16 protein-coding genes are annotated in these 21,968 nt (G+C 59.6%); 2 read left to right on the forward strand and 14 right to left on the reverse strand.

Annotated features, from left to right (window positions below; genetic code table 11):
• Nucleotides 1-256: 256 nt before the first annotated feature.
• The 8 genes from C7S18_RS23505 to C7S18_RS23540 all read right to left on the reverse strand — a co-directional run bounded on the left by C7S18_RS23505 (nt 257) and on the right by C7S18_RS23540 (nt 10,804).
• Nucleotides 257-889, reverse strand: coding sequence for an IncC plasmid conjugative DNA transfer DtrJ family protein (locus C7S18_RS23505; RefSeq protein WP_106894179.1), 633 nt, complete (start codon nt 887-889; stop codon nt 257-259).
• A gap of 30 nt (nt 890-919) precedes the next feature.
• Nucleotides 920-1,492 (reverse strand): hypothetical protein, encoded by a 573-nt coding sequence (locus C7S18_RS23510; RefSeq protein ID WP_106894180.1) that lies wholly within the window; start codon nt 1,490-1,492, stop codon nt 920-922.
• A gap of 32 nt (nt 1,493-1,524) precedes the next feature.
• Nucleotides 1,525-3,387: a conjugative transfer system coupling protein TraD gene (gene traD / locus C7S18_RS23515; RefSeq protein ID WP_106894181.1), complete on the reverse strand. Its 1,863-nt coding sequence runs from the start codon at nt 3,385-3,387 to the stop codon at nt 1,525-1,527.
• The gene (gene mobH, locus C7S18_RS23520; protein WP_106894182.1) at nt 3,384-5,297 is read right to left on the reverse strand and encodes a MobH family relaxase; all 1,914 of its coding nucleotides are present in this window, start codon (nt 5,295-5,297) and stop codon (nt 3,384-3,386) included. Before mobH ends, traD begins: the two co-directional genes overlap by 4 nt.
• A 143-nt stretch (nt 5,298-5,440) precedes the next feature.
• A complete protein-coding gene (locus C7S18_RS23525; protein WP_170113486.1) occupies nt 5,441-7,111 on the reverse strand; it encodes a tetratricopeptide repeat protein in 1,671 nt (556 codons plus the stop codon).
• A 107-nt stretch (nt 7,112-7,218) separates the two neighbouring features.
• Nucleotides 7,219-9,231: a DEAD/DEAH box helicase gene (locus tag C7S18_RS23530; protein ID WP_146152098.1), complete on the reverse strand. Its 2,013-nt coding sequence runs from the start codon at nt 9,229-9,231 to the stop codon at nt 7,219-7,221.
• Between the two features lie 229 nt (nt 9,232-9,460).
• Entirely contained in the window at nt 9,461-10,336 is an 876-nt protein-coding gene (locus C7S18_RS23535) for a hypothetical protein (protein ID WP_146152099.1), read from the reverse strand.
• A gap of 9 nt (nt 10,337-10,345) precedes the next feature.
• Nucleotides 10,346-10,804 carry a lytic transglycosylase domain-containing protein gene (locus tag C7S18_RS23540; RefSeq protein ID WP_146152100.1) on the reverse strand — a complete coding sequence of 153 codons (459 nt, stop codon included), beginning with the start codon at nt 10,802-10,804 and terminating at the stop codon, nt 10,346-10,348.
• Nucleotides 10,805-12,309: 1,505 nt separating this feature from the next.
• Between C7S18_RS23540 and C7S18_RS23545 the strand changes: the two genes are divergently transcribed.
• Nucleotides 12,310-14,130, forward strand: coding sequence for a single-stranded-DNA-specific exonuclease RecJ (locus C7S18_RS23545; protein ID WP_106894187.1), 1,821 nt, complete (start codon nt 12,310-12,312; stop codon nt 14,128-14,130).
• Between the two features lie 1,603 nt (nt 14,131-15,733).
• On the opposite strand, the gene C7S18_RS25495 is transcribed toward C7S18_RS23545, so the two are convergent.
• Entirely contained in the window at nt 15,734-16,498 is a 765-nt protein-coding gene (locus C7S18_RS25495; RefSeq protein WP_484456018.1) for an AcrVA2 family anti-CRISPR protein, read from the reverse strand.
• Between the two features lie 151 nt (nt 16,499-16,649).
• On the opposite strand from C7S18_RS25495, the gene C7S18_RS25460 reads away from it, so the two are divergent.
• Nucleotides 16,650-17,198, forward strand: coding sequence for a helix-turn-helix domain-containing protein (locus C7S18_RS25460; protein WP_106894190.1), 549 nt, complete (start codon nt 16,650-16,652; stop codon nt 17,196-17,198).
• A 74-nt stretch (nt 17,199-17,272) separates the two neighbouring features.
• Here C7S18_RS25460 and C7S18_RS23565 read toward each other — a convergent pair whose 3' ends face one another.
• The 5 genes from C7S18_RS23565 to C7S18_RS23585 form a co-directional block, all read right to left on the reverse strand.
• Nucleotides 17,273-17,914, reverse strand: a complete 642-nt coding sequence (locus C7S18_RS23565) for a hypothetical protein (RefSeq protein WP_146152102.1) — start codon at nt 17,912-17,914, stop codon at nt 17,273-17,275.
• A 333-nt stretch (nt 17,915-18,247) separates the two neighbouring features.
• Nucleotides 18,248-19,054 (reverse strand): hypothetical protein, encoded by an 807-nt coding sequence (locus tag C7S18_RS25465; RefSeq protein ID WP_425481120.1) that lies wholly within the window; start codon nt 19,052-19,054, stop codon nt 18,248-18,250.
• 15 nt (nt 19,055-19,069) lie between these two features.
• Nucleotides 19,070-19,480: a hypothetical protein gene (locus C7S18_RS23575; protein ID WP_106894193.1), complete on the reverse strand. Its 411-nt coding sequence runs from the start codon at nt 19,478-19,480 to the stop codon at nt 19,070-19,072.
• Nucleotides 19,477-20,595, reverse strand: a complete 1,119-nt coding sequence (locus C7S18_RS23580; protein ID WP_146152103.1) for a hypothetical protein — start codon at nt 20,593-20,595, stop codon at nt 19,477-19,479. Before C7S18_RS23580 ends, C7S18_RS23575 begins: the two co-directional genes overlap by 4 nt.
• A 302-nt stretch (nt 20,596-20,897) precedes the next feature.
• The gene (locus C7S18_RS23585; RefSeq protein WP_106894195.1) at nt 20,898-21,599 is read right to left on the reverse strand and encodes a hypothetical protein; all 702 of its coding nucleotides are present in this window, start codon (nt 21,597-21,599) and stop codon (nt 20,898-20,900) included.
• Nucleotides 21,600-21,968 lie beyond the last annotated feature (369 nt).

The following is a 21,968-nucleotide window of genomic DNA, read 5'->3' on the forward strand; positions in this document are numbered from 1 at the left end:
CCGGGTGAGACAGCGCACCACAAAGCCGTCGGCCGTCCGCCTCTCTGCGCCGCATCGCCCGCCAATTGATGGCTGGCGACATTACGCTCCGCAATGACTCTCGCGCCGGCGGGGTCTTCGTCATCCCTGACTCATGCATGGTGTACTCGTCCGTTCTCAACGTGCAGGGTTCGGGTCCGCGCATAGTTTGCATCCAGGTACTGCTCACTCCCACCCTCGCCTGCGAATGAGTGGTCCGCAAGTTCGGCGCTTCTGTCTAGATTCGCTTTTGAGTATTCGCGATCACGAGACCGAGTGCCAATGCGACCAGGACACCGGCTGCCGGAATGCATCCAAACGGCAGGGGCACCGGCAGAAGAAATACGAACAGGATCCCAACGATCGCGGTCTTGATAGCGAGCATGCTGTAACTATGCGCAAGAGGGCTCGTGTAGGAGAAGCTGGTTTGCTTGATCTTCCTGCGTACCCACCCATCGATGGCTGCTGGGATGATCAGCAGGGCCAAGTAGGGCGCCCAAAGAACCACGGCGGAAAGCCTCAGAAAGACCTGAAAGATGAGGGTGAAGAAGACGACGATTCGAGTCTCGAACCAGTCCAACCCAGCTTTGAATGGGCCAGTTTCGAACTCTGGGCTGCGCGCGCGCTGTTCAGGCGTTCGCGTGTAGCCCTTCCAGACCTCGTCAGCGAATCCAGTGTCAACGATGGCTGCCGTGTACCAACGCGCGGCTCGATCAACGACCTCGGCGCGCGCTGATTCGCCGAACCAGCGCTGGATCGAGGTGAGCTCGCTTTCTGCGGCGTCGCGGATCCACTGATCGCTGACCAGCACACCGATGATTGCGAATGTGACGACGACGGCGATGGCTGCCCGCTGCCAAAAACTCAGCATGAGACCCTCCCCCCGCAAGGCACTGGTGGTTTAGGGCCGGATGCTTCCCGTCGTAATCTCGTCGAGATGCTCAGCGAGCGCTGCCATGTCGGCAGGATCGAGGAGTTGGGATAACCAAAACAGCCGCAGCGCCTCGGGATTGCGCTCGACGGCTGCATCGTCTGGCGGCGCCTGTTCGACCACCGCTCGCGGATTGGCCTCAAGGAACTCGCCGAGCGGTTGGCCGCTGAGGGGGTCCCATTCTTGGATCCCGCTTCGAACACGGACCTCGATGACGGCCGGAAGCGCCTCAAGGGCGCCCCGGACAAACGCGACCAGGCACCGGACGTCATGCGCGCTTCCCAGATCTGTGCAGCGCTCTTCGAAGCGCTTGAACGCCTTGACGATGCACAGACTCAGCAGGGTGTACCCACTCGGATGCAAAACGCGAGAGGTCAAAAACCAGCTGATTTGCAAGGCGAGCGTCTTGGCGACGGGCCAAGTGAGCCAGATCGCGGACGCCTGAGCCAGCGTTTCGGTTTCGCGCAGCACTTCGACAAGCAGCGACTCGGCCTGCCGGCGACGGTTCCGAATGAGCTCTTGATTTCGGGGGGACGGGGCCATGGGCCAATCGTACCCCGAGAGCGGGGGTGGTTTCATGCTTGTGTTCCACAGTTTGGCTCCATCCTCAGAATTGGGGTGGCGACCTTATAGACGTGGCCACCGGAAATGTTCGCAAAAAACTCCAAGTCAGGCAGGCAGCCCAGTGTCGCGGGGTCTATGAGGGGGCACGTCTCCTCCTTCAGGGACTCGGACACAGAGCCAGTGAAGGCTATGGGTGAAATGCTGTTGTTTGAGGCGCCTTGCGACCGGGCAACGGAGCGGATGACCGTCTCGGGCACGTTCTCTGCCACGTATCGTTGCGTGTCCCCATCCTTGATCCGCTGACAGATGAGGTTGTTCGCGTTGCCCAGGATCATACGAGCCTTTGGTTCGCTGCCGACCGCGGCAGCAAAATCCGCAAACGTCTGAGTGAGGATGGTGAGCGAAAACCCGGCCCCGCGGCCCTTGTTCAGCAGCGCGATGGTCGGGTCGCTGATGCATTCTGCGGCCTCGTCAATGAAGCATGCAATCGGGACGCTCGCCCCCTCGTAGTTGTAGATGTCCCCGGCGAGACTGGCCAGGTCAGCGAGCAGTAGGCTCCCCATGGCGGTACCGACCATGGGGTCACTGAGGCTGTCGAGTCCAATGTACAGGACACGGCGATTTTCAATGATTCGGCGAAAGTCCAGTATGTCGCGTTGGTCCGTTGGATCGCTTTCGATCGGTGACAACAATTCGCCAAGGTCACCGGTAGTGAGCATGTGGAGAATGGGGATTAGACTGACGAGAAGTTTGGCAGCGTGGGTACGGTCATGCTCGAACTGCCCGATCAGACCGTCTATGACTGCTGACTTCATGCCTTGGACTGTGTCCTGGCTTTCTCGATAGTAAGCGACGTACGCCTTTGCGGTGGCTTGGTCAGGAGTCACGCCTGGTTTGGCCGCGATGGAACGGCGAGCGTCAGTCGTCGTGCTTTGCCATTGGGGCGGTGCAACCAACGAAAAATGGTAGGCAAGTGTTCGAATCAGCAGTCCGTCCACGCCACCTTCGACGTACTGGAGGAACGCCCGCAAGGATGGCTTCTTGCCCATCATCAACAGTCCGTCCGCGATCACTTTCAAAGTTTTCTGACAGAATCCTGAGAAGGCGTCGAGGCTCTTGTCCCTGGCTACCAGAGTCGCCACGCGCGTGGCGAGCTGCGCCGAGCTCGCAAAGTTCTTCATCGGATCCAGGCGAATGGACTGCTGGGCGAAAGCTTTGTGCACCATCGCGAATCGATCAGGTCGACCTTGCGCAGCGCAAACTGCTCGAGCCGTGGCCAAGAGCTCTTTGTCGCCTTTAGGATCAATGATGATGCAAGCTTCATTGCGCAGGATTGCCTGGGCGATCAGATTTTCCAGTAACCGGGTCTTCCCGGATCCCGTGGTTCCAACAATCAGCGTGTGGCCGCGTGCATGGTCGATGGGCAGGTAAACATCCTCTTCCACAGCCCCAATTCCGTGGAGCCATGGCTGGCCCTTGCGCGGATCGTCAGCGATCATTCTTTGCGGGGACCGACGTTTGATTTCGGAAGCCAACTGAGCCTCTGCTTGACCCCAACGAAACCCGACGCCGAGCCAGATTGCATCCGGCCGCTGAGCCATCTTGGCCTTGATGTCACTGAGCGACCCGAAGGTCAGCGAACGGCCGGCCAGTCGCTTGCGCTGCGCCATGAGGCGCATGGCCTCGGGAACATCTCTCAACCCCCACACCGCGGCGGCTCCGACAGCGGCATAGTAACTTCCAGGGGCACCGTGCCATGCTCCGGCCAGTGCCAGGCCGACTGCACCAGATAGCCAGCCCACGATTGAGTAGACCTCGTAGATCGGGCGAAATGGGTCTTGATACTCGTAGTCCGTACTCGTGCTCACACTCATGTCTTGCGCCCACGCTTCGGAGCCGGAGCGGCCGTGTTTGCAAGTGACATCGCGGCGCGCCGACTGGATGGATCGAACAGCTCCGGCGCGTACTTGAAGGCATATGAGCTTGCCTCTGCATTCAGAGCAAACACCTTCCTAGATCGGCCAGCGACCTTGTGCTCAAACGCGTATCGGGTGGTGCCATCCGGCGCAACATGATCCAGCCATCGATCTGCCAGTGCGTCAATGATTTCTCGCAAACTGAACCCGATCGACGTGACCAGACCAACCGTCTCGATTAGACACCGGCCGTCGAGCCTGTACACCTGGATTGGACCATCTGTACTCAAGTTCGCGTCGAGAATGGCTCTCATGATCTCGCCGGCAGCCTGTTGCGACTCGAACCACTCACTTGCCTGATCGCGATCCGGATCAGAAGGCGCGGGAGCAGGAATACTCGGCGTCTCCGGAAGATCCCCTGAGGCGTCTGCAGCGGGCTTTGCCTCTGGCTCAGCTTGCACGGTGAATAGATCGCCCTGCTCATCCTTCGGTTTCGGTGCATCGCGCTTCGCAGCCCGAGGGTGCTTGGGAGCCTCTGGCGGATCCATGAGGCCTTGGTGCGGTCGAATGTGGATTGGCGGTGGCGGAGGGACATCGCCGAGGAGCAGGTCTGGGCGCAGAATTCTGATCGCAACCTCATTTGACGTGACGCCTGCCGTCGGCGTTGGTAGTGCAAGCGTGGTGAGTGAGGGCTCTCCCTGGGCGTCAGCCTCGATTAGACCGGCGCGGGCGAGTTCGGCGCGAATGCGCGAGGAGTGGTGAGGAATGCCAGCTTCGTTGATCGCCTGGGCAGATTCGAGGATGCCGTTGTAAAAACCAGGGACGACAGCAAACACACCATCAACGGCGCACCAGATCGGCTGGCCCGGCTGGTTAGGGCGCCAGTAGCCCTCCCGAATCCGAAGCATGGCGAGCCGCATGACTCGATATGCCAAGCGTTGATGCGCATCGCGCATTGACGGTCGTGCTCGCAGGGCTTCATAGTCCTGCTCTACGGATAGCCCATCCGCTTTGCTGATGATTGTGGCAAGCGTGCTTTTCCGATCGCGGCTCATTGCCAACGCGTCGAGCAAGGCGCTGAACACGCCGGCGCCGGGGACGCTCTCAAGGTGCTGGACACCGTCGGGGCCGAGAATTTCGACGGCGAGTATGGCGCCGAATTTCTCGTGCGACCTGAGCTTCCGATCTGGGTTCCACGTCAGCTCAAAAGCCTCTAGGCCGTTTTCGTCAAGCCATTTGGAGATCGGCTCGGTTGTTGGCTGCCATTCCGAGGCGCCTCCAGGGGATCGGGCGTGTACAGACTCCAGGGCCTTCCCGATATCGTGAACCAAGCCGCCAGTGAATGCCGCAAAGCGCCACAATGGCTCGATCTTTCGCCGGCGGTCAGGTGGCTCCTCAAGCGCGAAAACCATTGCCTCGGTTTGCTGGATGGCATAGAAGGCTGTCTCAAGTGAATGCTGCAGCAAGCCACCTGGTTCACAATGGTGGTCGGACTCAGACGCGGGTATCAGGTGTGCATATCTCGCGAATCGCTCCAACATAGGCTGCACGACAGCCCTCACTTGGGTGTCGTTTAGACCCAGTGCTCGATTGATTCGCGCGATGAGTTCCTGGTGAGGCGCAAGTAGCTCTGCGGCAGACATGTGCCTCAGCAGCGGACTTTCGGGCGGATACGCGGCCAGGTTGGCCTGGTTCTGCACGAAGGGCAAGGAAACTCGTTGCGCAGGCTGTGGTGCCGGCACGAGCGGTCCAGCGGTCGGGACAGGCTGTGCTGTCGGAGCAGCCGGTAGCGCACTGGTCGCAAGGCCCATGGAGCGAGCGACATTGGCAATGAACCTGAGAAATGGGGACGGGGAATGGAAAGACATGTAGCACCCTGCAAGTTCGCCCAGGGTATGGATTCACGTACGCGTGAGACCCGCGCAAACCGAGCATTTTTTCGCGCTTTCGAGCAGGCTGAAACGCGAAAAGCCGGGCGAACACCCGGCTTTTCGGCGGTGTATCAATCAGATCACAGCTGAGACAGAGCGGGACTATCAGATTGCAGCCTGGCCAAGCCCGTCTTCGCCTTCTCCGAGCCGCGCCGGACAGCCAACTCGTAGTACTCAATTGCGAGGTTGCGATCACGCTCGACGCCGATCCCGAAATCGTACATTGCAGCAAGGCTTTCGGCTGCGCTGGCGCTCCCTGCGTTCGCTGCCTTGACGAGCAGCGCGATGCCCTTGTCAACCGCTGGCGGTCCGCCGAGGCCTCGCACGAGCATCAGACCAAGGTTGTTTGCCGCACCAGTGTGCCCGCGACTAGAAGCGCGCTCGAACAGGGTTCGCGCTTCTTCGTAGCGCTTGGCTCGCATAGACACGATGCCCTTGGCATAGTCGTCAGCACCGTTGCTGGGGGAAGGAACGACGGCAAGAACTGGCGCTTTCTCTTGGTAAGGCTTCTGGAATTTTGGTGGATCCCGGAGCTTGATAGGCGCCATTCCGGACTCGACAAGCACCCGATTGATCTTGGCGATTGCACTTTCAGACTGTGCTCGCCATGCGAGTGCAGCATCACGCTCGCGTTGCAGCTCTGCGATGCGACTGTCTCGCTCTGCCACTTGCGCCTTCAGGTCCTCAGCATGGGTTCCGAGGGCCTGGAGTCGTTCCTCCAGCGCCTGGATCTGGGATGAGAACTGAGCAACAACAGGATCCGTAAGCAGACTATCAGCCGACTCTGTGCCCGAGTCATTAAGCGTCTCCGGAGGTCGAACGATTGCGTCAGGCTTGGGTGGGATAGAAGGTGGCGCAAGCGCATCGGTCGTAGCCAACACCTCGGCAGCCGTGCGCTGATCGACGACCTTTCGTTGAGCGTCAAGGTCTTTCCGCAGCTGCACTGAATCGGGAACGCTCGCTGCTTCCGCTGCAGCGACGTACTTAGCTGCTAAATCGAGGTTCTTGGGGGTGCCCTGGCCAGACATCAGCATTCGAGCATAGTCTGCCGACGCCTGACCGTGGCCAGCATCAGCTGCCCTCTTCAGCCAGAGTCGAGCGCGGGTCTCAGAGCGCCTTGGGTTTTGCTGGTCAGAGTAGAACGTGTAGAGGCGATACTGAGACGGTTTGTCGCCCTTTGTTGCTGCGCGCTCCCGATATGACAACGACTCTTCGGGATTCGCCTTGATGCCTCGGCCGGTCTCAAGTCGGTCTGCTAGGTCGATCATCGCGGGGACATATCCGTTATCGGCGCCGTGGCGCAACAGCAGTTCCCCGTCAGCGATGGCACGTGCACGTTTCTCCTCGGGCACATCCTCGGCAGAGGCGCGCGTGAGCAGCAACTCAGCCATGTCCAGAGTCGCCTTGGGATGGCCAGCAATTGCAGCGGTCTTCAGATACTGGGCCTGCTTCTGGAGCAAGATCAGGTTTGGGCGCGGACTGGAGGCGGCCATTCTGCCGTAGTAGTCGCCGAGCAAGTAGGCGGCTTCAGTGTCCTTTGCGTCGGCTGCCTGCGTCAGCCAGCTCACGCCCTGACCGTCGTCACGCGCAACATCCGTGCCTTGGAGATACGCCTGACCGAGCTCGCGCTGCGCGGCAATATCGCCGGAAGTGGCGCGCTCAATCAGTTCATCCAGCTGGGAATTGCTCCGTGTCGTACTGGCAACGCCGATGGCAGCAGCCAAAGCGAGCGCAATCAATGTCTTTTTCATGAGCATAGTCGGTTCTCCGGGCCTTCATTCTAGAAAGCCCCGGAAGAAGCATGCCCGTGAAAAGCCGGTGTTTTTTCCCTGTTTCCTTCCGCTATCGCCGGGGCTTGTTAGATCATTGGACCCCTTGCCGACCCCTGGTGTTGCCGTGTGGGCGAGGACTGTCCGGGTTCCCCTTCTGCTCCTTCAGTTCGAGCCACAGCGCGTCTTACGGCCAGCTGATCGAGTATCGGCATTACCGCTTCAGCTGCCCCAGGGCTGATTGGCCGACCAAACACTATGGAGCGGTCGGCACCAGACTGCTCACTGGAGTCGGGCGCAAGGTTGCCCCATCCGCGCAGATCGAGGTCAAGCCTACTCAATTCAAATCCGTCGGTGGTGCTTACCAGCGCGCGCACCCGAGCCTCAGAAGCTGACGATAGGCGCTCAGGCGCATAGATCCAACAATAGCCGGTGCCGCCCAATCGAGCGACACGCCCGCGAATCTGATGCATGGTGGCCACGCCGAAGTGCTGTGGATGCATGATCAGGACTCCTCGCACCGAGGGCAAGTCAATTCCCACCTCAACGACCGTCGTGGTGACCAGGACCTGGGTGATCCCGTCGCGAATGCGCTGTAGAACAGCACGCTTCGTCTCTGCGTCGTCCTGGCCCGTCAGAGCCTCCGCGTTGGGTGTCAGCTGTTGCCACCGGGGCAGTGCGTCGCGGACGGTGCGGGTGGGATCACCGGGCTCAGAAGCAGGGTCCCCGCGCTCTGGATAGACGACAATCAGTTGACCCCCGGCGAGCACGAATGCCCTGATTTGGGCAAACAGGTCTCGCTTCTCGGATTCGTTGAAGAACGTCGTACGAATCGTTTTTGGATACGGTGTCTCCCTGAGCTCACAGACCTCACAAGCCCCGTACTTGGCCAGCGCAGTTGTGCGCGGAATGCAGGTAGCACTGGCTTCGATCAGATGAGCGCCATTGGCCACAAACGTCTCTCGCTGCTCGCGGCTGAACCGGTGCTGCTCGTCAACCATTACCACCCCTACCCCGGAAATGCTGAAGCCGAGAACGGCGGTCGTTCCGACCATGATGGGGGCACCCTCCTGCTCCGGGAGTTCTTGGTGCTCACCCGTTACCAAGCCTACAGGCACATCTGGGAACCACTCACGTAACTGACCTGCCAACTGCCCAGCGAGGGGCCCGGTCGGTGCCACGAGCACGACTGTGAAGCCTGCATCGACAGTCGCCGCGGCGATGACACCGAGGACAGCCGTCTTTCCCGTGCCAACATCCCCGGAAATCAGCACATGCGCGCGCTTCGACCGAGCTAGAAACCCTTGAATGTGACCAATCGCGGCCAACTGGTCTCTTGTCAACGCGAGGCCAGTGTCCTTCATGCGGCGCTCGATAGTGGCCAGCTTGATCGCCACAAAGGGCACGTCATCAGACCCACTCCGAGCGCGCCACAGACCAACCAATGCGGCAAGGTGTTCGAGTGCCTTGAGGGCGTGTGTGCCGTACTCAAGTGATGATGGCCGGTGGACCTGATCCAAGATGTCTGCAAGTGCCCAGCCATCGCAACCGACTTGGAAGGTGATTGCAGATTCGTCTCCAAGGAACGCCGCCTCGCGGCAGAGGTGTTCGCTTGCGCGATGGAGCGCACCTGGCAAGTGATTCGCAATTAGGTCGCGGGCATCCTCCGCAGAAACCGACTTGGGCCTCACCGAATACACGGGACGGATCCGACCAATCCACTTCTCGGGTACGATTTCCGAAATCGCCAGTGTGGTCCTGCCATCGATGTCCTTTCGGGTGCACAGGAAGCCTGGTCGGCCGCCGCGAATAGCCTCAGATGCGGCTGCTAGTTCTTCCCTGGCCCCGTACAGATAGGCGTAGCACGGGCCAAGGATAGAATCCGGAATGGTAAGGCGCAGCCTTGGTGTTGTGCCGCCCTGCAGATCGATCGATGCTGGTTCGACAACCAGCAAGTGCCGCTCCCCGACTGGCAGGGTGGACCAGGCTGTAGTGGGCTCCGAAAAGTCTTCGTAGCGCTTTGGCAGATAGAGGGCAACTTGCCACTCATGATCGATGTCGAGCGCGCGCCAGTGGGGCGGACTCGGTTGATTCTGGTCCATGTCGAATTCGTCCTCTGTCTGCGTGAGCACAGGCGCGCGAAGCGCGGCCTCCGGCCCGTTCAGTCAGACATGGACCAGCCAAGTTGGCAAATTCACCGAAAATCGGAGCCTCACCGTGACCTGCCACAACCAAATGAACGGCGGCTTAGCCGGGACGTCGTCAACCATTTGCGCCGTTGAACGAATTGATCCGCGCAATCGGATCCCGTCTTGCCGTTCTGTAACGAGATCAGTTGGGAATCGTTCTCTTCGCGAGTCTGCCGCGCTCACGGACCAGGAGAACTGCGGGGGGAGATGGCGGATCGCTACGAAGGCAGACCTGGACGGCGACTCCCTTGAGATCGCGAGAGCCCAATAGGCGATCGTTTTCGCGATTCAGGGATTCTGATGCCTCGAACTTCAGGTGCTCGAAGCGCTGAATCAAAGCGGCCCACTCCTCGACTGATGCCCGCTTAGGCAACTGACCGATATCGTCTCGAATGGCCTCAAGAATCGACGTGATCTCATATCCAACAGTTGCTGCGAGCTCGGCAGGCCAATCCGGCCGGCCGGTCGCAAAAGTGGCCAGCGCTTCCCCGTAAAAGCTGCTCAAAGCCTCCAAGCGATCACGGCAGGCTTGGGGACCCTCAACCGCTGTCGCGGAACGGAGGTCGGCACAGCATGCAGTGAGCACTTCATGGCGCACTGCCGGCGCGATATGGGCAGGATCAGTGATGTCGATTCTGGCTTGGATCGAAAGGCGATCGAGCTCAACGGTCCTGATCAACGGCATCACAATGATTGGATGGCTGACCTCACCTCTCCGGACGACGGTGATGATCTTCGGAACCTCGCGATCAATGTCGAAATAGACCATCGGTATTGGTTCGCTCGCACTGGTCTCAGCTTGATGGCCGTAGACGTACTCCGCAGCATTCGACCATGCTTCCTGCGCGCCGCGAGCAACAGCGCCTCGGAGTCCGGCAACTTGCGGCGTGGTGGCCAGCGCGCCCGAGGCAAAGTGCAGCCTGATGAGCTGTTCAAAGACTTGGAAGGCATGAATCTGGCCTAGATAAAATGCAGCCGCCGGTGTCGCAGTGCTTGCCCTCTTTTTCCGTTCAGCCATTGTCAGCTCCTATCGGTCGCCTAGGGCTTGCTTAGCCTGCTTGCGTCTCGCGATTGCAGCCGCAATCTTGCGCAGATAGACAGACGCATAGGCTGGGCTCTTGGAGTGATACCGAGCGATGGCCTTCGCCGCATTGCCATCGCTGGCTCTGAGGTGGCGGATATAGAGCGAGACGGCCACGAATACGTTTCGGCAAGCTACATTGTCGCGAATGTCCTCTCGGGAGATGCCATAGCGCCCGAACTCAGCCAGATGGATCGAATTCACCTGCATCGGGCCGAGATCCTCCGTCCCATTGTCATTCTTGCGGACGGCACCTTCCCAGCCGCCCTCGACATCTCGGAGCAGATAGATTGGCAGCGGATCGATTTCGTACATGCTTGCGACAACCACAATGCACTGATCGACTGAAAGTCGCGATCCGCTTGAAGCATCGCTGACACCGGTGAGCGACAACAAGAGAAGCATGAGCAGCGCCATCGGTGCCGAAAGCCTTGGTTCGCCTCGGTCCATTCGAGATCGCATTGTGCTCATGGCGTGCACCCCCCCTGACAACTGGAAGAGAACAGCCACCGACACTTGGCAAATGAGCAAGTGCTTGTGCCCGGGCTCGATGGCGATCCGAATACCACATTCAGGTAGTAAGTCGTCCCGGGTGTCAGTTTGCAATAGTTGCTTGGTGTTTGACCGGTGGTCCAGCCCATTCCGGATGCAGCTGTGCCGTCGCTTTTGCACTGGGCGGATGCAGGCGAGAAGTCGCCCGGGCAGGGAGAGATCGTGATGAGCAAGGGGGCACCAGAAGCACCAGGTTGTTCCCAGTTGATGGCGCCATATTTGTTTGACTGGCCTGTGGTGTCGATTTGAAAAGCGACATACTTGGAGCTGGAGACCTCCAAGGTGCCGGTATCGCCAGGGTTGCCGCCGAAGCGCCCCATGAAGCTTCGATTGACTCCGTTGGCATCGAGCTGGCCAGGAGGAGCCGGATTCCACATGGTAGTGTCAACTACAGAGTTCCTGGGCCAGTCGGTGTTGGAGGCTGCCCAAAGATCTGTAGTGTCGATCGCCATCGTCGTCTGTCGAGAGCGATTGGACGGTGGAAGATGGGTGCCAGTGCATGACGTTCCACCACCTCCCGAGCCACTGACGTTCACGCTTGCACTACTTGCCACAGAGCCCCCGGCACCCGTGCAGGTAAGTCGGAACACATAGGTACCCGCACTGGGTAGTGTCAGCACCGTTCCGATGCTGCTCGTTGCCATGGTGCTCATCCACCCAGACACGCTTGTGACACCGGATGGCAGGGTCGTTCCGGACGTAGAGCACGTTGTTGCGTTCGCGGTTGCCCATGTCAACATCGTTTGCTGACCGGCAGAGATGCTCGCCGGCTGTGCAATCAGAGAGGTCGTGAATGTCGGCGCCGGCACTGTGATCGTCGGACACCAACCGTCGCCCGGAACACCGGCAGCTGCCTTTGCCGAAATGGTCCAGTTTCCAAAACCTGGGAACCATGATGGATTTTGTGCAGATGCCAGAGGAATGCGGTATCTGGCGCCATTCGGCAAGGCCAGGTAGACGCTCGGCGAAGTCATTGTCGGTGCCACCGTTGGACCTGTCGGGCACCAGCCGTCCCCGGGTGTCCCAGCGGTGGCGACGGGTGTCACTGTCACATCACCGGTACGGGAGTCGACGGTCGATGGACCGTTTGCGATGGCAATTGCGGCGGCGCCACCGCCGGCTTTGTTGATGGTGAGTGTTGCCGCCGAGCACGTGCCGGCGACCAGGCTCAAAAGCACCACAGCGATTTTCACGTGAAAGCCCTCTTTTCAGTACCGAAAGGCTATTGGCTTGAGTTCCACAGGTTCCCGTGAAAAAGGGCGTTTTTTTCCAGCTTTCATGCGCTCGGCTGCGCTGAATTTGCCGACAGCCGGCCACCGTGGTGACTAGTAGAACCCCCATGACTGGTATTTCCCCTGATGGCTGCCAATCCCAACAATGTCCAACCACCCTCCCCTGCGATCCGGCTCCGAAGTCGGGACAGCCAGGTCGAAGCGCTCGCGCAAGAGGAAGGCTTCTCGCGATTTCAAGCTGCGCTGATCGCTGGTCGGGTCGGAATCAAGGAGGTTGCCGCCGCTGGCTCTGTTGAACGCCTCGTTCGACCATCGCTCAGCCAACTGGAGCGTCCCACCGGGATGCCCGACATTCGCCAGGCAGCAGAGCGGATCGCGAAAGCCATCCACCAGGGCGAACTCATTGCGATTGCCTCTGATCACGATGCTGATGGGGTCACCGGGCAATGCGTGGTCTGGTCTTTCTTGGTCCGGGTATTTGGTGTTCCGGCGCACAATGTGATGCCGCTTACTACGCATCGGCTGCAGGAGGGCTACGGCGTGTCTCGCCACTTCGTCGCGAGGCTTCTGGGTGCAGAGCGGATACCGAGCCTGCTGATCACCGTCGATCAAGGAACGTCAGATGAAGCTCAGATTCAACAGTTGCGAAACGCAGGCGTTGACGTCATCGTGAGCGATCACCATGGGTGCCCTGCTGCCGGCCCCCCGGGGTCGGCCGTGGCCACCGTGAATCCGACACGCGCTGATAGCCGATACGATCCGACCGTGGCGGGATGCTATGTCGCATGGCTCTTGATGACCCAGGTGGCTTCTCTTCTTCGAGAGGCCGGTTGGCCCCTGTCGCAGGGAGAAGATGCAAAGTCATTGCTCGACTTTGTGGCACTGGGTACGACCGTCGACTGTGTCTCTTTGGCGTCTGTGAACAACCGCGCCGTAGTTCGCGCCGGCTTGCGGCAGATTGCTGCAGCGCCGAGGCAAGCATGGAGAGCGTTCTCAGAAGTGATCCAACCTGATCCTGGTCGCCGATCGCCTTGGCTATCTTCTGATCTCTCGTTCATGGTGGGCCCGCGCATTAACGCGCGTGGACGTGTTGATGAGGCAATGGCCGGTGTCCATGCTCTGCTGTCGGAGTCAGCCGAATCCGCGCGCCACTGGGTCTCGGAGCTCGACACGGCGAACCAAGAGCGAAAGGCTATCGAGGCGGAGTTAAACGCGGTCGCGTTCGTACAGGCTAACCAGCTCAGCAAACTCCATCGAGTGGGATTCGTCATCGTGCTTGAGCAGGGCCACGTGGGCGTCCACGGGATCACGGCAAGCCGCGTTGTGGAGGCTTTCGGGCGACCGACGATTTGCTGTTCCCCTCGGCCGGACGATCCTTTGCTGCTGAGTGGCAGTTGTAGGTCGGTGCCAGGCGTCGACATCAAGAATCTCCTGGACACGATCCAGGAACGGCATAGCTGCTTAGTCAAGCATGGTGGCCACCCCGGGGCTGCTGGCCTCACGCTTGAGCGGACGCGGCTGGCGGAATTCGCTGATGCCTTTAATGCCGAGGTGGCGCGCCGACAGGCTTGGCCAGGGGTCGAGCTGGGTCCGGTCGTGTGGGTTGACGGACCCTGGCCACGGTCGATGACGCTCCGCTCAGAATTGGTCGACCTGGAACCGTTTGGACGCGGGTTTCCGGCGCCTATCTTCCAGGGTGACTATGCAATCGACAAGGTAAAGGAGATGGGGGACGGTACCCACCTGCGGCTGAGCCTTTCTGATGCGCGCGGAGCGCAAGGCGCCGTCTGGTTTGGCGCCCGAACTAAGGACGATGTCAAGCACGGTCGGCTCGCCGTTCCAAGCGCAGGCAGGGTTCTGGCCAAGCCGCTGTTTGGTCGTTACGCGGGCATGGATCGTTGTGAGATGCAGGTGGTTCGCTTGATGCCAAGCGCCGCCCACCTTTAGGCCGCTGAAACTCGGTGACCAGGCCGTGTCACGGCCTACTTTCAGGCTCTGAAAGGCGAAAGCAGACTCGAAGCTGATTAAAGCCTACGTAACATGCCAATTAGGCGTTCCGAGCAAAAAACGCACACGCTGGTCGCACGCTGCTGGTCGCTTCCCGTAACATAGAATGGCCGTACGGGGAGGACCTATGTCAGCTCGCAAGCGATTCGAACGGGCCGGTGCCGTATTGTTTACTGGAGCCGTGACATGGATGGGGTTGCTCTCTGGGAACGCCAGGTTTTGGTGGGTCTTCCCTATTCTCGCGCTGTTCCTGGCCATATGGGCTGTCTTCCAATGGAGAGGTGATCGGTACACCGCGATTTTGCACCTCGCCAATGTAGCGCTATGCATCGCTGCTGCGTTCTTGCAGTATGGGTGGCACCAGGAGGAAGTTCGAAAGGAGCACGAGACTGAGACGCGCGCCGCTGACATAGACAGTACTTTAGACCTGCTTGTGAGCAAGCAGGACGCTGTTCAGAAGGAAATCGAAGGCGAAGGAGAGGCAACTCGGAAGCACATAGACGGCGTCGTGGCGTCATTGAGTCAGTCAGTCTCGGAGAGAATCGACAAGCTCTCCTCTGATATCCGCGCTGACCGCAAAATAAAGACACAAGCAAACGTGGCCGCAGTAAGAGAGGCACTCGCGACAGCGGAAGCTCGTGATCAGAGTGTCACGAATGGCGAGACTGCCTCAGACACTAGGCTTCCAGCTGCCGGCGCGAAACAGGTATCTCCAAGGCCGAGGAGCCACGAGGAGATGTTGATCCGAAGGTCACTCGCGACTATAGAAGCAGATCCAGACCCAAAAGACGTGCTGGTTGCGGAACGGCTGTATCGACTGTCGCTTCAAGCCCTGTCGCGAGCCCAGTTCTTTGCGGGGCTTGGGGGTGGAGGCGATCCCGTACCTGGCGGTCTCGAGATCGGGTGGTTACCTAACCGCGAGTTTGCACTGTCACCCCCGCATTGCTCTGGACAGGTTGGTGATCGGTTTCAGTTGGTTCCCGAAATTATCGGTGACCTTTATGGGGAAGCAGAAAGCGGATCGCGGCTAACTCTCCTCAGGTCTCACGGTCCGGTCTTAGTCAATATCGGGGGCATTCTGTACCACATGCAAGTGGGCGACAAGATTGAAACAGCTGCGACTCGCGCGGTACTTGTCGTGCCCGCTTCACCGGGAGATGTACTGATGCATCGGCGACCCATGCGCGATTCGGGGGCCGATCCCGAGCCACAAGAGTTGATCTGGATTAGGGTCACTTGCAACACTTATCCGCGAGTGGCATTTCCGAACGGCCCATTGGAACTGACCTTGTATCTCGATGCGGGTACTACCACTCATGCATTCCAAGAGCAGCGGCGGCGGCTGAACGGATGCGCTGCTGTAATGCCGGATCAAAGCGGGGGAATCTTTCAACCCTTTATTGATGGTGGATGGGAATGCCGAGGGGCACCCCACATGACGCAGCAGTTAGTTGACTGCCCTGCTGCCCCACCGGAACGGCGTTGGGAGCGGATTTCCATCATTTGCGGTCGACGATAACAACTTAACCGGCCCTAGCGCTGTTCAAGCAAACAGAAGACTAATCACAGAAATAACGTGACAGTCGTCCATGCGTTCAACAGCGCAACCGCCCGCGGGTAAGCATAGGAAGGTGTCCCCGGACTGGAACGCCTCTGCAATGCCATGAGTCCGGTAGGTGGTGTCACGCTTCGTCAAAAATTGGCATGCCCTCTGTGGGTGTACTGACAGGCGCATCTGCGGCCTTACCGCGTGCGTCGCTTCCGCCAGATGCCCGTAGAAGGCGGGGAAGAAACTGCGAAACGTGGCAATCGTCGGCTGTCTCGCTGACGGGAGCAATGCAGTACGCAGGCACACACAGGAGTTTGACGAAGGTACTGACCGTACCGTGCGCACAACCGCAGGCATCGCGTCAATGCTCTCTATGTTGATCGGCAGTGGCGGCATCCATCGCAACTCGCGATGCTGCTCCGATGGCGCGACGGAAGACCCATCGTCTCGCTTACGCCGGCCAGACAACACTGTGTGCCAATGCGCCCGCCGCACATGGGGGCGCATGGTGCACCCAGTTGGAACTGGGTCGCCACCGGCTTGCTCGCGCTGATACGCAGCGCGCAAGGCGGCGCCGATGCGCACACCGACATCCCATTCCTTCGGACCATCCGCCTCGAACATGCGCCAACCGTGACGGCGAGTGCGGGTCGGAATCGGGTTCGCTGGCGCGCCTACAACGCCGCGGCGTGTGATGTCGGGCGCCTCTGTACACAGGTAGAGCAACAGCGAGATGATGGGCGGTATCGTCCTTTGCACTTCATCGGCCCAGTCGAGCCTCGGCAGGGTCTGCGCATTGCCTCGCGAATAGGCGTCTCGCCACTCCGCGACGGTGGCCGCGTGTTAGCGCCAGTTGGAAAATGACCCACCTGGGTATACGGCGGAGGCTTCCCATGAGACGGAAGCGCCGATGTTGAGTCAGGAGGAATCAGTGGAGATTGAGGTGTTGTTGAAGCAAGGGATGGGGGTTCGGGAAGTGGCGCGGCGCTGCGGTGTATCCCGGAACACCGTTCGTCGGGTGCGCGAGGAGGGCTCTGGTCGGCGGTATCAGCGAGAGGCGCGTGTGAGCAAACTGGCGCCGTACTTGGACTACATTCGGGATCGGTTGGCGGCGGCTGCCCCGGACTGGATTCCGGCCTCGGTGATGCTGCGTGAGATCAAGGCGCAGGGCTATAGCGGCTCGCACTCGATACTACGGGCACACATGGCAGTCATGCGCCCGGCGCACTTGGTCGATCAGGTTCCCCAGGTCGGGGATTCGCTTCGAGAGCGACAGCCGATGCTCGCGCCCTCGGTGAGACCGTCGGTCGAATTGGGTCACACTCCCTCCCAGTCAATGCGAATCTCATCGTCCAACCAGACTGCATTCCAACCCGCTGGCGAGGCTTGCTTGATCTCGGCCAGGAGTCGATCGCGGTGCTCATTCGAATCAGATCCTGACGAGGTGGCCCCATCGTAGGAATCTGCGCTCAGGGCATAGTCGCTGATGCGAAGTCTGCCTGGTGCATCGATTGTAACCTCAGCGACCAAAGCCTAGGCCTCGACGCAGACCTCATCTCGGAGGCCCTGCACGTAGTCCCGCGACGCCTGGTCTGCATCCTTGTACTCGGTTGACGTTAGCCCCTGTTCGCCGTCTTCAGGGTCTTGCGCCCAGGTATCTGTGATTTGGTAAACGCCACAGTGACGGCAGATCTCTTTCGCGACCACGCCGCCGCCATGGCCCCAAACGCCAGGATTTTCTCTGAGTCCGCCAAGAACCGAGTATGGCGTGACCCACTCATGTACTTTTCCGTCCTCACACTCTGGCACCTCTGGCTCAATCTCGATCTTGTGTTGATCCTCCTCGTCGCGCTCATTGATGACCTCACATAGCTGCGAGACGTCGAAAGCCCGGCGCCATACGCAGACTTTGACCCATGTCGTCTTGGAGCGGTCGTTACCCCAATCGCCGTCACTGACGTACTCCTCAGCGGCCTCGCGTCCCGACTTTGCGTCCTCATATTCGACTTCAGCATTTCCATCGTCCGCTACCCAGCCGGGCAGTACGACGCGGATCGAGCCGTCCGTCGTTTCAGTGATTTCGAGGCTATCGAAATCGACATCGTCAGGCAGCTCTGCATACAGCTTGCCAAGACGCTGCAGCATTTCCCCATCGAGCTCAAGCGTGATACTCATTTCCCATCTCCAGTAGAGGCTTGCCGGCAACTCACCGCCGGTGGGTGTGAAGGACATTTTAGTTTGTCAAAGCACAAGGCCACACAGCGCGCTTACGCGATACTCCGCGACCCCCAGAGTATCCCCTTTGACCCCGCTGCCAAGTTCGAAGCCCTTCGAGGTCTGACCCTAACCCCACGGCGACCGGTTCGTTCGGGTGTTGCAGGGTGAGTTCACAGGCGGGAGTTGGGGAGCTTGCTCTGCGGACCCGCGGCGAGCCACAGGTCAGTGCGGAATTGACGCCAGTGACCAGGAGGAGAATGCTTAAGCGCATCACTCCCCAGTGTGGCCACTTCAGGGGCTGCTTGTAAACACGTCGATCCAGGAAGGTCGTCGTTCGCCGGGTTGTTTATCGAGCGGCCCTCCATCTCGCCACGCGAGTTGATGCGCATCTACGAGGTGTCTTACGATCGGTTCAGCATCGACAGGGCGCAATCGCAGCTCAGCTCGGAAGCCAGATTCAGACCGCCCAACTTCACGCAATTCGAAGACAAGCCAAGCATCGCGATAGCCCCCTGCGGATCCGCACGTAATCAAGGTTGCTTCATAGTCAAGCGTGACTGGTCGCTCGGTCGAAGGAGGCACCTGTGCTGACTGCGGCCGAACCGCGGCCTTCGCCAAAGCGTCCTTCATAACAGCAGCTGCTGCCGCATCTGCAGAGAGAACCTTGCGCGCTGCTGTAAGGCACTCCCTCCAGTCCCGTCCGATCCGGTCTAGCGCTTCAACGATGGTGTAGCCCTCTTCGGCCAGCCAATCAGCTCGGTTTAGCACCAGAGCAGCGGCTAACCGCTCGCCAGTGGAAAGTGGCCCCAGCTCGCCCATGAGCGCAGCTGATCGACACACTGAAACAACGTGCTCGAGGGTCGACGTGTTCATACGGATGTTGATTCCTTGGAGACGTGGAAGGGTTGGAATCTTGCAATCACCATTGCAACGAGACAGTTCTGGATTGCATGCCTTTGACTGTGCTCCGTTCGGGTGAGAAGGCAACCACTTGACGCGTACCAGGCCGAACAGCGCCGACGATGAATGGAGCGTAATACAATCCGTTCCGAGGGTGGTCTGAGTCCCAGTAGTTGGTCTCTGCAGGCATCGGTCCATTATTCCGACTGACGATCATGGAATTTCCTCGGGAAACTGAGACAGCAAGTCGCTCACAGCGACCGCCCATGCGTTCAAGAGCGCAACCGCCCGCGGGTCAGTAAGGGAAGGTGTCGCGGGACTGGAGCGACTCTGCAATGCCAGGAGTCCGGTTGCGTATTGCAGCGGATCCTGTTGTTTCAGGTGGGCAACCAACTCTGAAGCGGTGTCAGCGTGCCACGCGAGATCGCCCGGTTCTTCACCGCGCCAGCGAGTGCGAAACGCCGCAGCAAGCACATATTTACCCGCCTCAGTCTTGTACAGCGTGAGCGTCCAGTGCCGGCTTTCATTAGGCCCCTGGTCGCGAAAGGTCTCACTGCTGGCAATCTTGGTGCCATTAAACGCCAGCGGCCGGTCCCCTGCCCTCACAAGCGTGATTGGCGTCATGATTGCTCTCCTTGTCCGCTGCCAAGGGCGCGAATTTGGTTGGCAAGGTCTTCGGAGGATGGTATCCGCCAGCCAATAGCGCCAGCTCCGCCGGTTTGAACGTTGTTCATGTTCCAGTTGTCTCCGTCTCCGCCATTGTTCTGCACAAACCAGATGTAGTCGTCGGCGATAACGAACATCGTTCCGCCCCCGTAGATGTTCATTGAATCGTAGGCTCGCTGGCCCTCAACGAGGTGGTTCCCAGCTGGACGCTCACCATGGGACTGAATGTACTGGGCAAGCTCAGCTGCGACTCGCCTCACGGCAGCGATTTCCTCCGCACGCTGTTTCGCAGCGCGCTCTTGGTCTTCCAGTTCCCGAACTTCAGTCTCGGTCGCCGGGCGATGATAGGCATAGTGTCCCCATTCGCCTTCGTGGCCAAGCAGGTGAGACCCGTAGACTGAGGGATCTTCATCGCCGATACGAAATTGCTTTCCGAAACTGGTAAACACGACCACCACGCTGCCATGCAATCTGACCGGACGGTTCAGTGCAGGCGATCGCTGCACTGGAACAAGCAATCGACTGGCCTTCCGCTGAGCGAGATCGTGTGCTCGGTCGGCCGCAGCAGCAGATCTGCGCTCCCGATCTGCGTCCTTGACTGCGGCTCGCTGTGCCTTTAGTTCCGCAGCCTTAGCAGTTGCGCGCTCAATTGCAAGGCGCAGGCGCTCTGCGAGGGCCTCGTGCTTGGCGATCCCGAGCTTATTGCACTCGGCGACGCCCCGCTCGTAAACGTAACCCAGCGCGACTTTGTCCTCAACGAATCCAAGCCAGCGCTCGATTTCAGCGATGTCCTGTTTGGCTTTCTTGGCGATCGCTGCGTCTGACGTACTGTAACCGGTCGCGTTCTCGATAACGCGCCTCAAACTGCCAGCCTTCGAGGCTGGTACACGCCAGAGCCTGCGGTCGGAATCCCATTCACCACCAAGCCGTCGGAATCGTGCGGGGAGTGACGGAACAAGGGGACCTTCGAGCAGGATGAACTGCCCTTCGACCACGTGTTTCCAGCCAGCCGGAAGCCTGATCGACTGGACCGCCTTGTCGGCCTTCTGCTTCGCTTTTGCAGCGGCTTCCACGGATGGAAGAATTGCCTCTGCGTGGCTCCCTGCAAGATGAGCGGCCGTCCAGTCGCCACGGGTTCCGGAACCGGGCTCCCAGGTCGCGCGGGCGATCTTGCGGGCTAGAGTCGCGAGTTCAGCGTCAGCAGAGTATGTCGCTGGGTCGCGCAGCTGCTCGATTGTGTAAAGTCGCACTGTAAATCTCCCTGAGCCGTTCGTGGCTCAATCACGCCTCGAAATCGCAGCCTTCGAGGGAGCTGACCTGCACGTTGGTACCGAATAGAGTTTGTATGCAGTTCGATCAGCAATGGGTATTGCAATCATGTATCGTCGCTTGAGACTTCCAGCTTCGAGATGTCGTAGAGCATTTGCGTCGTCACAAACCGCGGGTGATCGCGATCGGGTCGGTTGAAGTTCGCCGTCGCGAGTTCTGAGATTCCCCTGCTCCGGTAGCCGGCCCGGGTTAGCGCATTGCGCTGCTGGACGATAATCGCTTGGGCTGCATCGAACTCTTCACGATTGCGTGCACCGACCCCTGAATGCACAGCAGCCATTCGTTGGGCAGCAGCCAGAATTGCTGGCATGTCAATGATTCCTGCGAGGAGCGTGAGCACCTGTTGCTCTGCAGCTTTTGTCGCGACTTGCTCTTTGGTCAGTTCTGCCCGGGCGGCATTCAATTCTGCTCGATCGCCATCAAGGAGTTCGCGAACCGCCGTCAAAGCACGGAGCCCGCTTCGAGCGTCTTCAATGGCCTGGCGAAAAGAGGTCAGTTCGCCCCGAACCTGTGCAAGCTCCTGTTCGGTCAGTGCGGCTTCCTCTGCATCCATGATCGCTCTCGCTGCGCTCTCGGCCGCTTCGACCCATTGCGTCAGACGAGCGGCGGACCTCAACCCTACGACCCACACCTTGTTGTCCGGGTCGCACTTGGCGGACGGGAACGCTTTCTTGAATTGGTCTTTGAGCGCGAACGGATAAGAGACTTCGAGTCCCCTTGAACTTTGAACGACTTGGATTGCTGACATCTGCTTAGGCTCCTCGGTCAATTGCCTACCTGTGCATCCTGTTCTAACACTCCGTTCCGAGCGAGGGAATTTGGGGCTTAGCTACGGATACTTCCTGGCGCGCGAGCAGGCCATTGCCAGCAGGTGAAAATGTAGATGGCGGCGCCTAGGTTGCTGGACATCCGTCCTCATCGCCGCTGACTCCAACCTCGCGCTTCCCGCCGGGGATGCTGGGATAGGAAGGCATGCGTACCGGAACGGTACCGAGCAGCATCCGTGCGCTGAGTGCATCAAACGCGTCTACCTTCCGGCGGCAGTCGGCGCAGACGGTGCCACCTTTCAGGCCGGGCGATTCGACGCCAAAGATGAGGCATGGTGTCGTCCACGGCG

Source organism: Ahniella affigens (assembly GCF_003015185.1).
GTDB lineage: Bacteria > Pseudomonadota > Gammaproteobacteria > Xanthomonadales > Ahniellaceae > Ahniella > Ahniella affigens.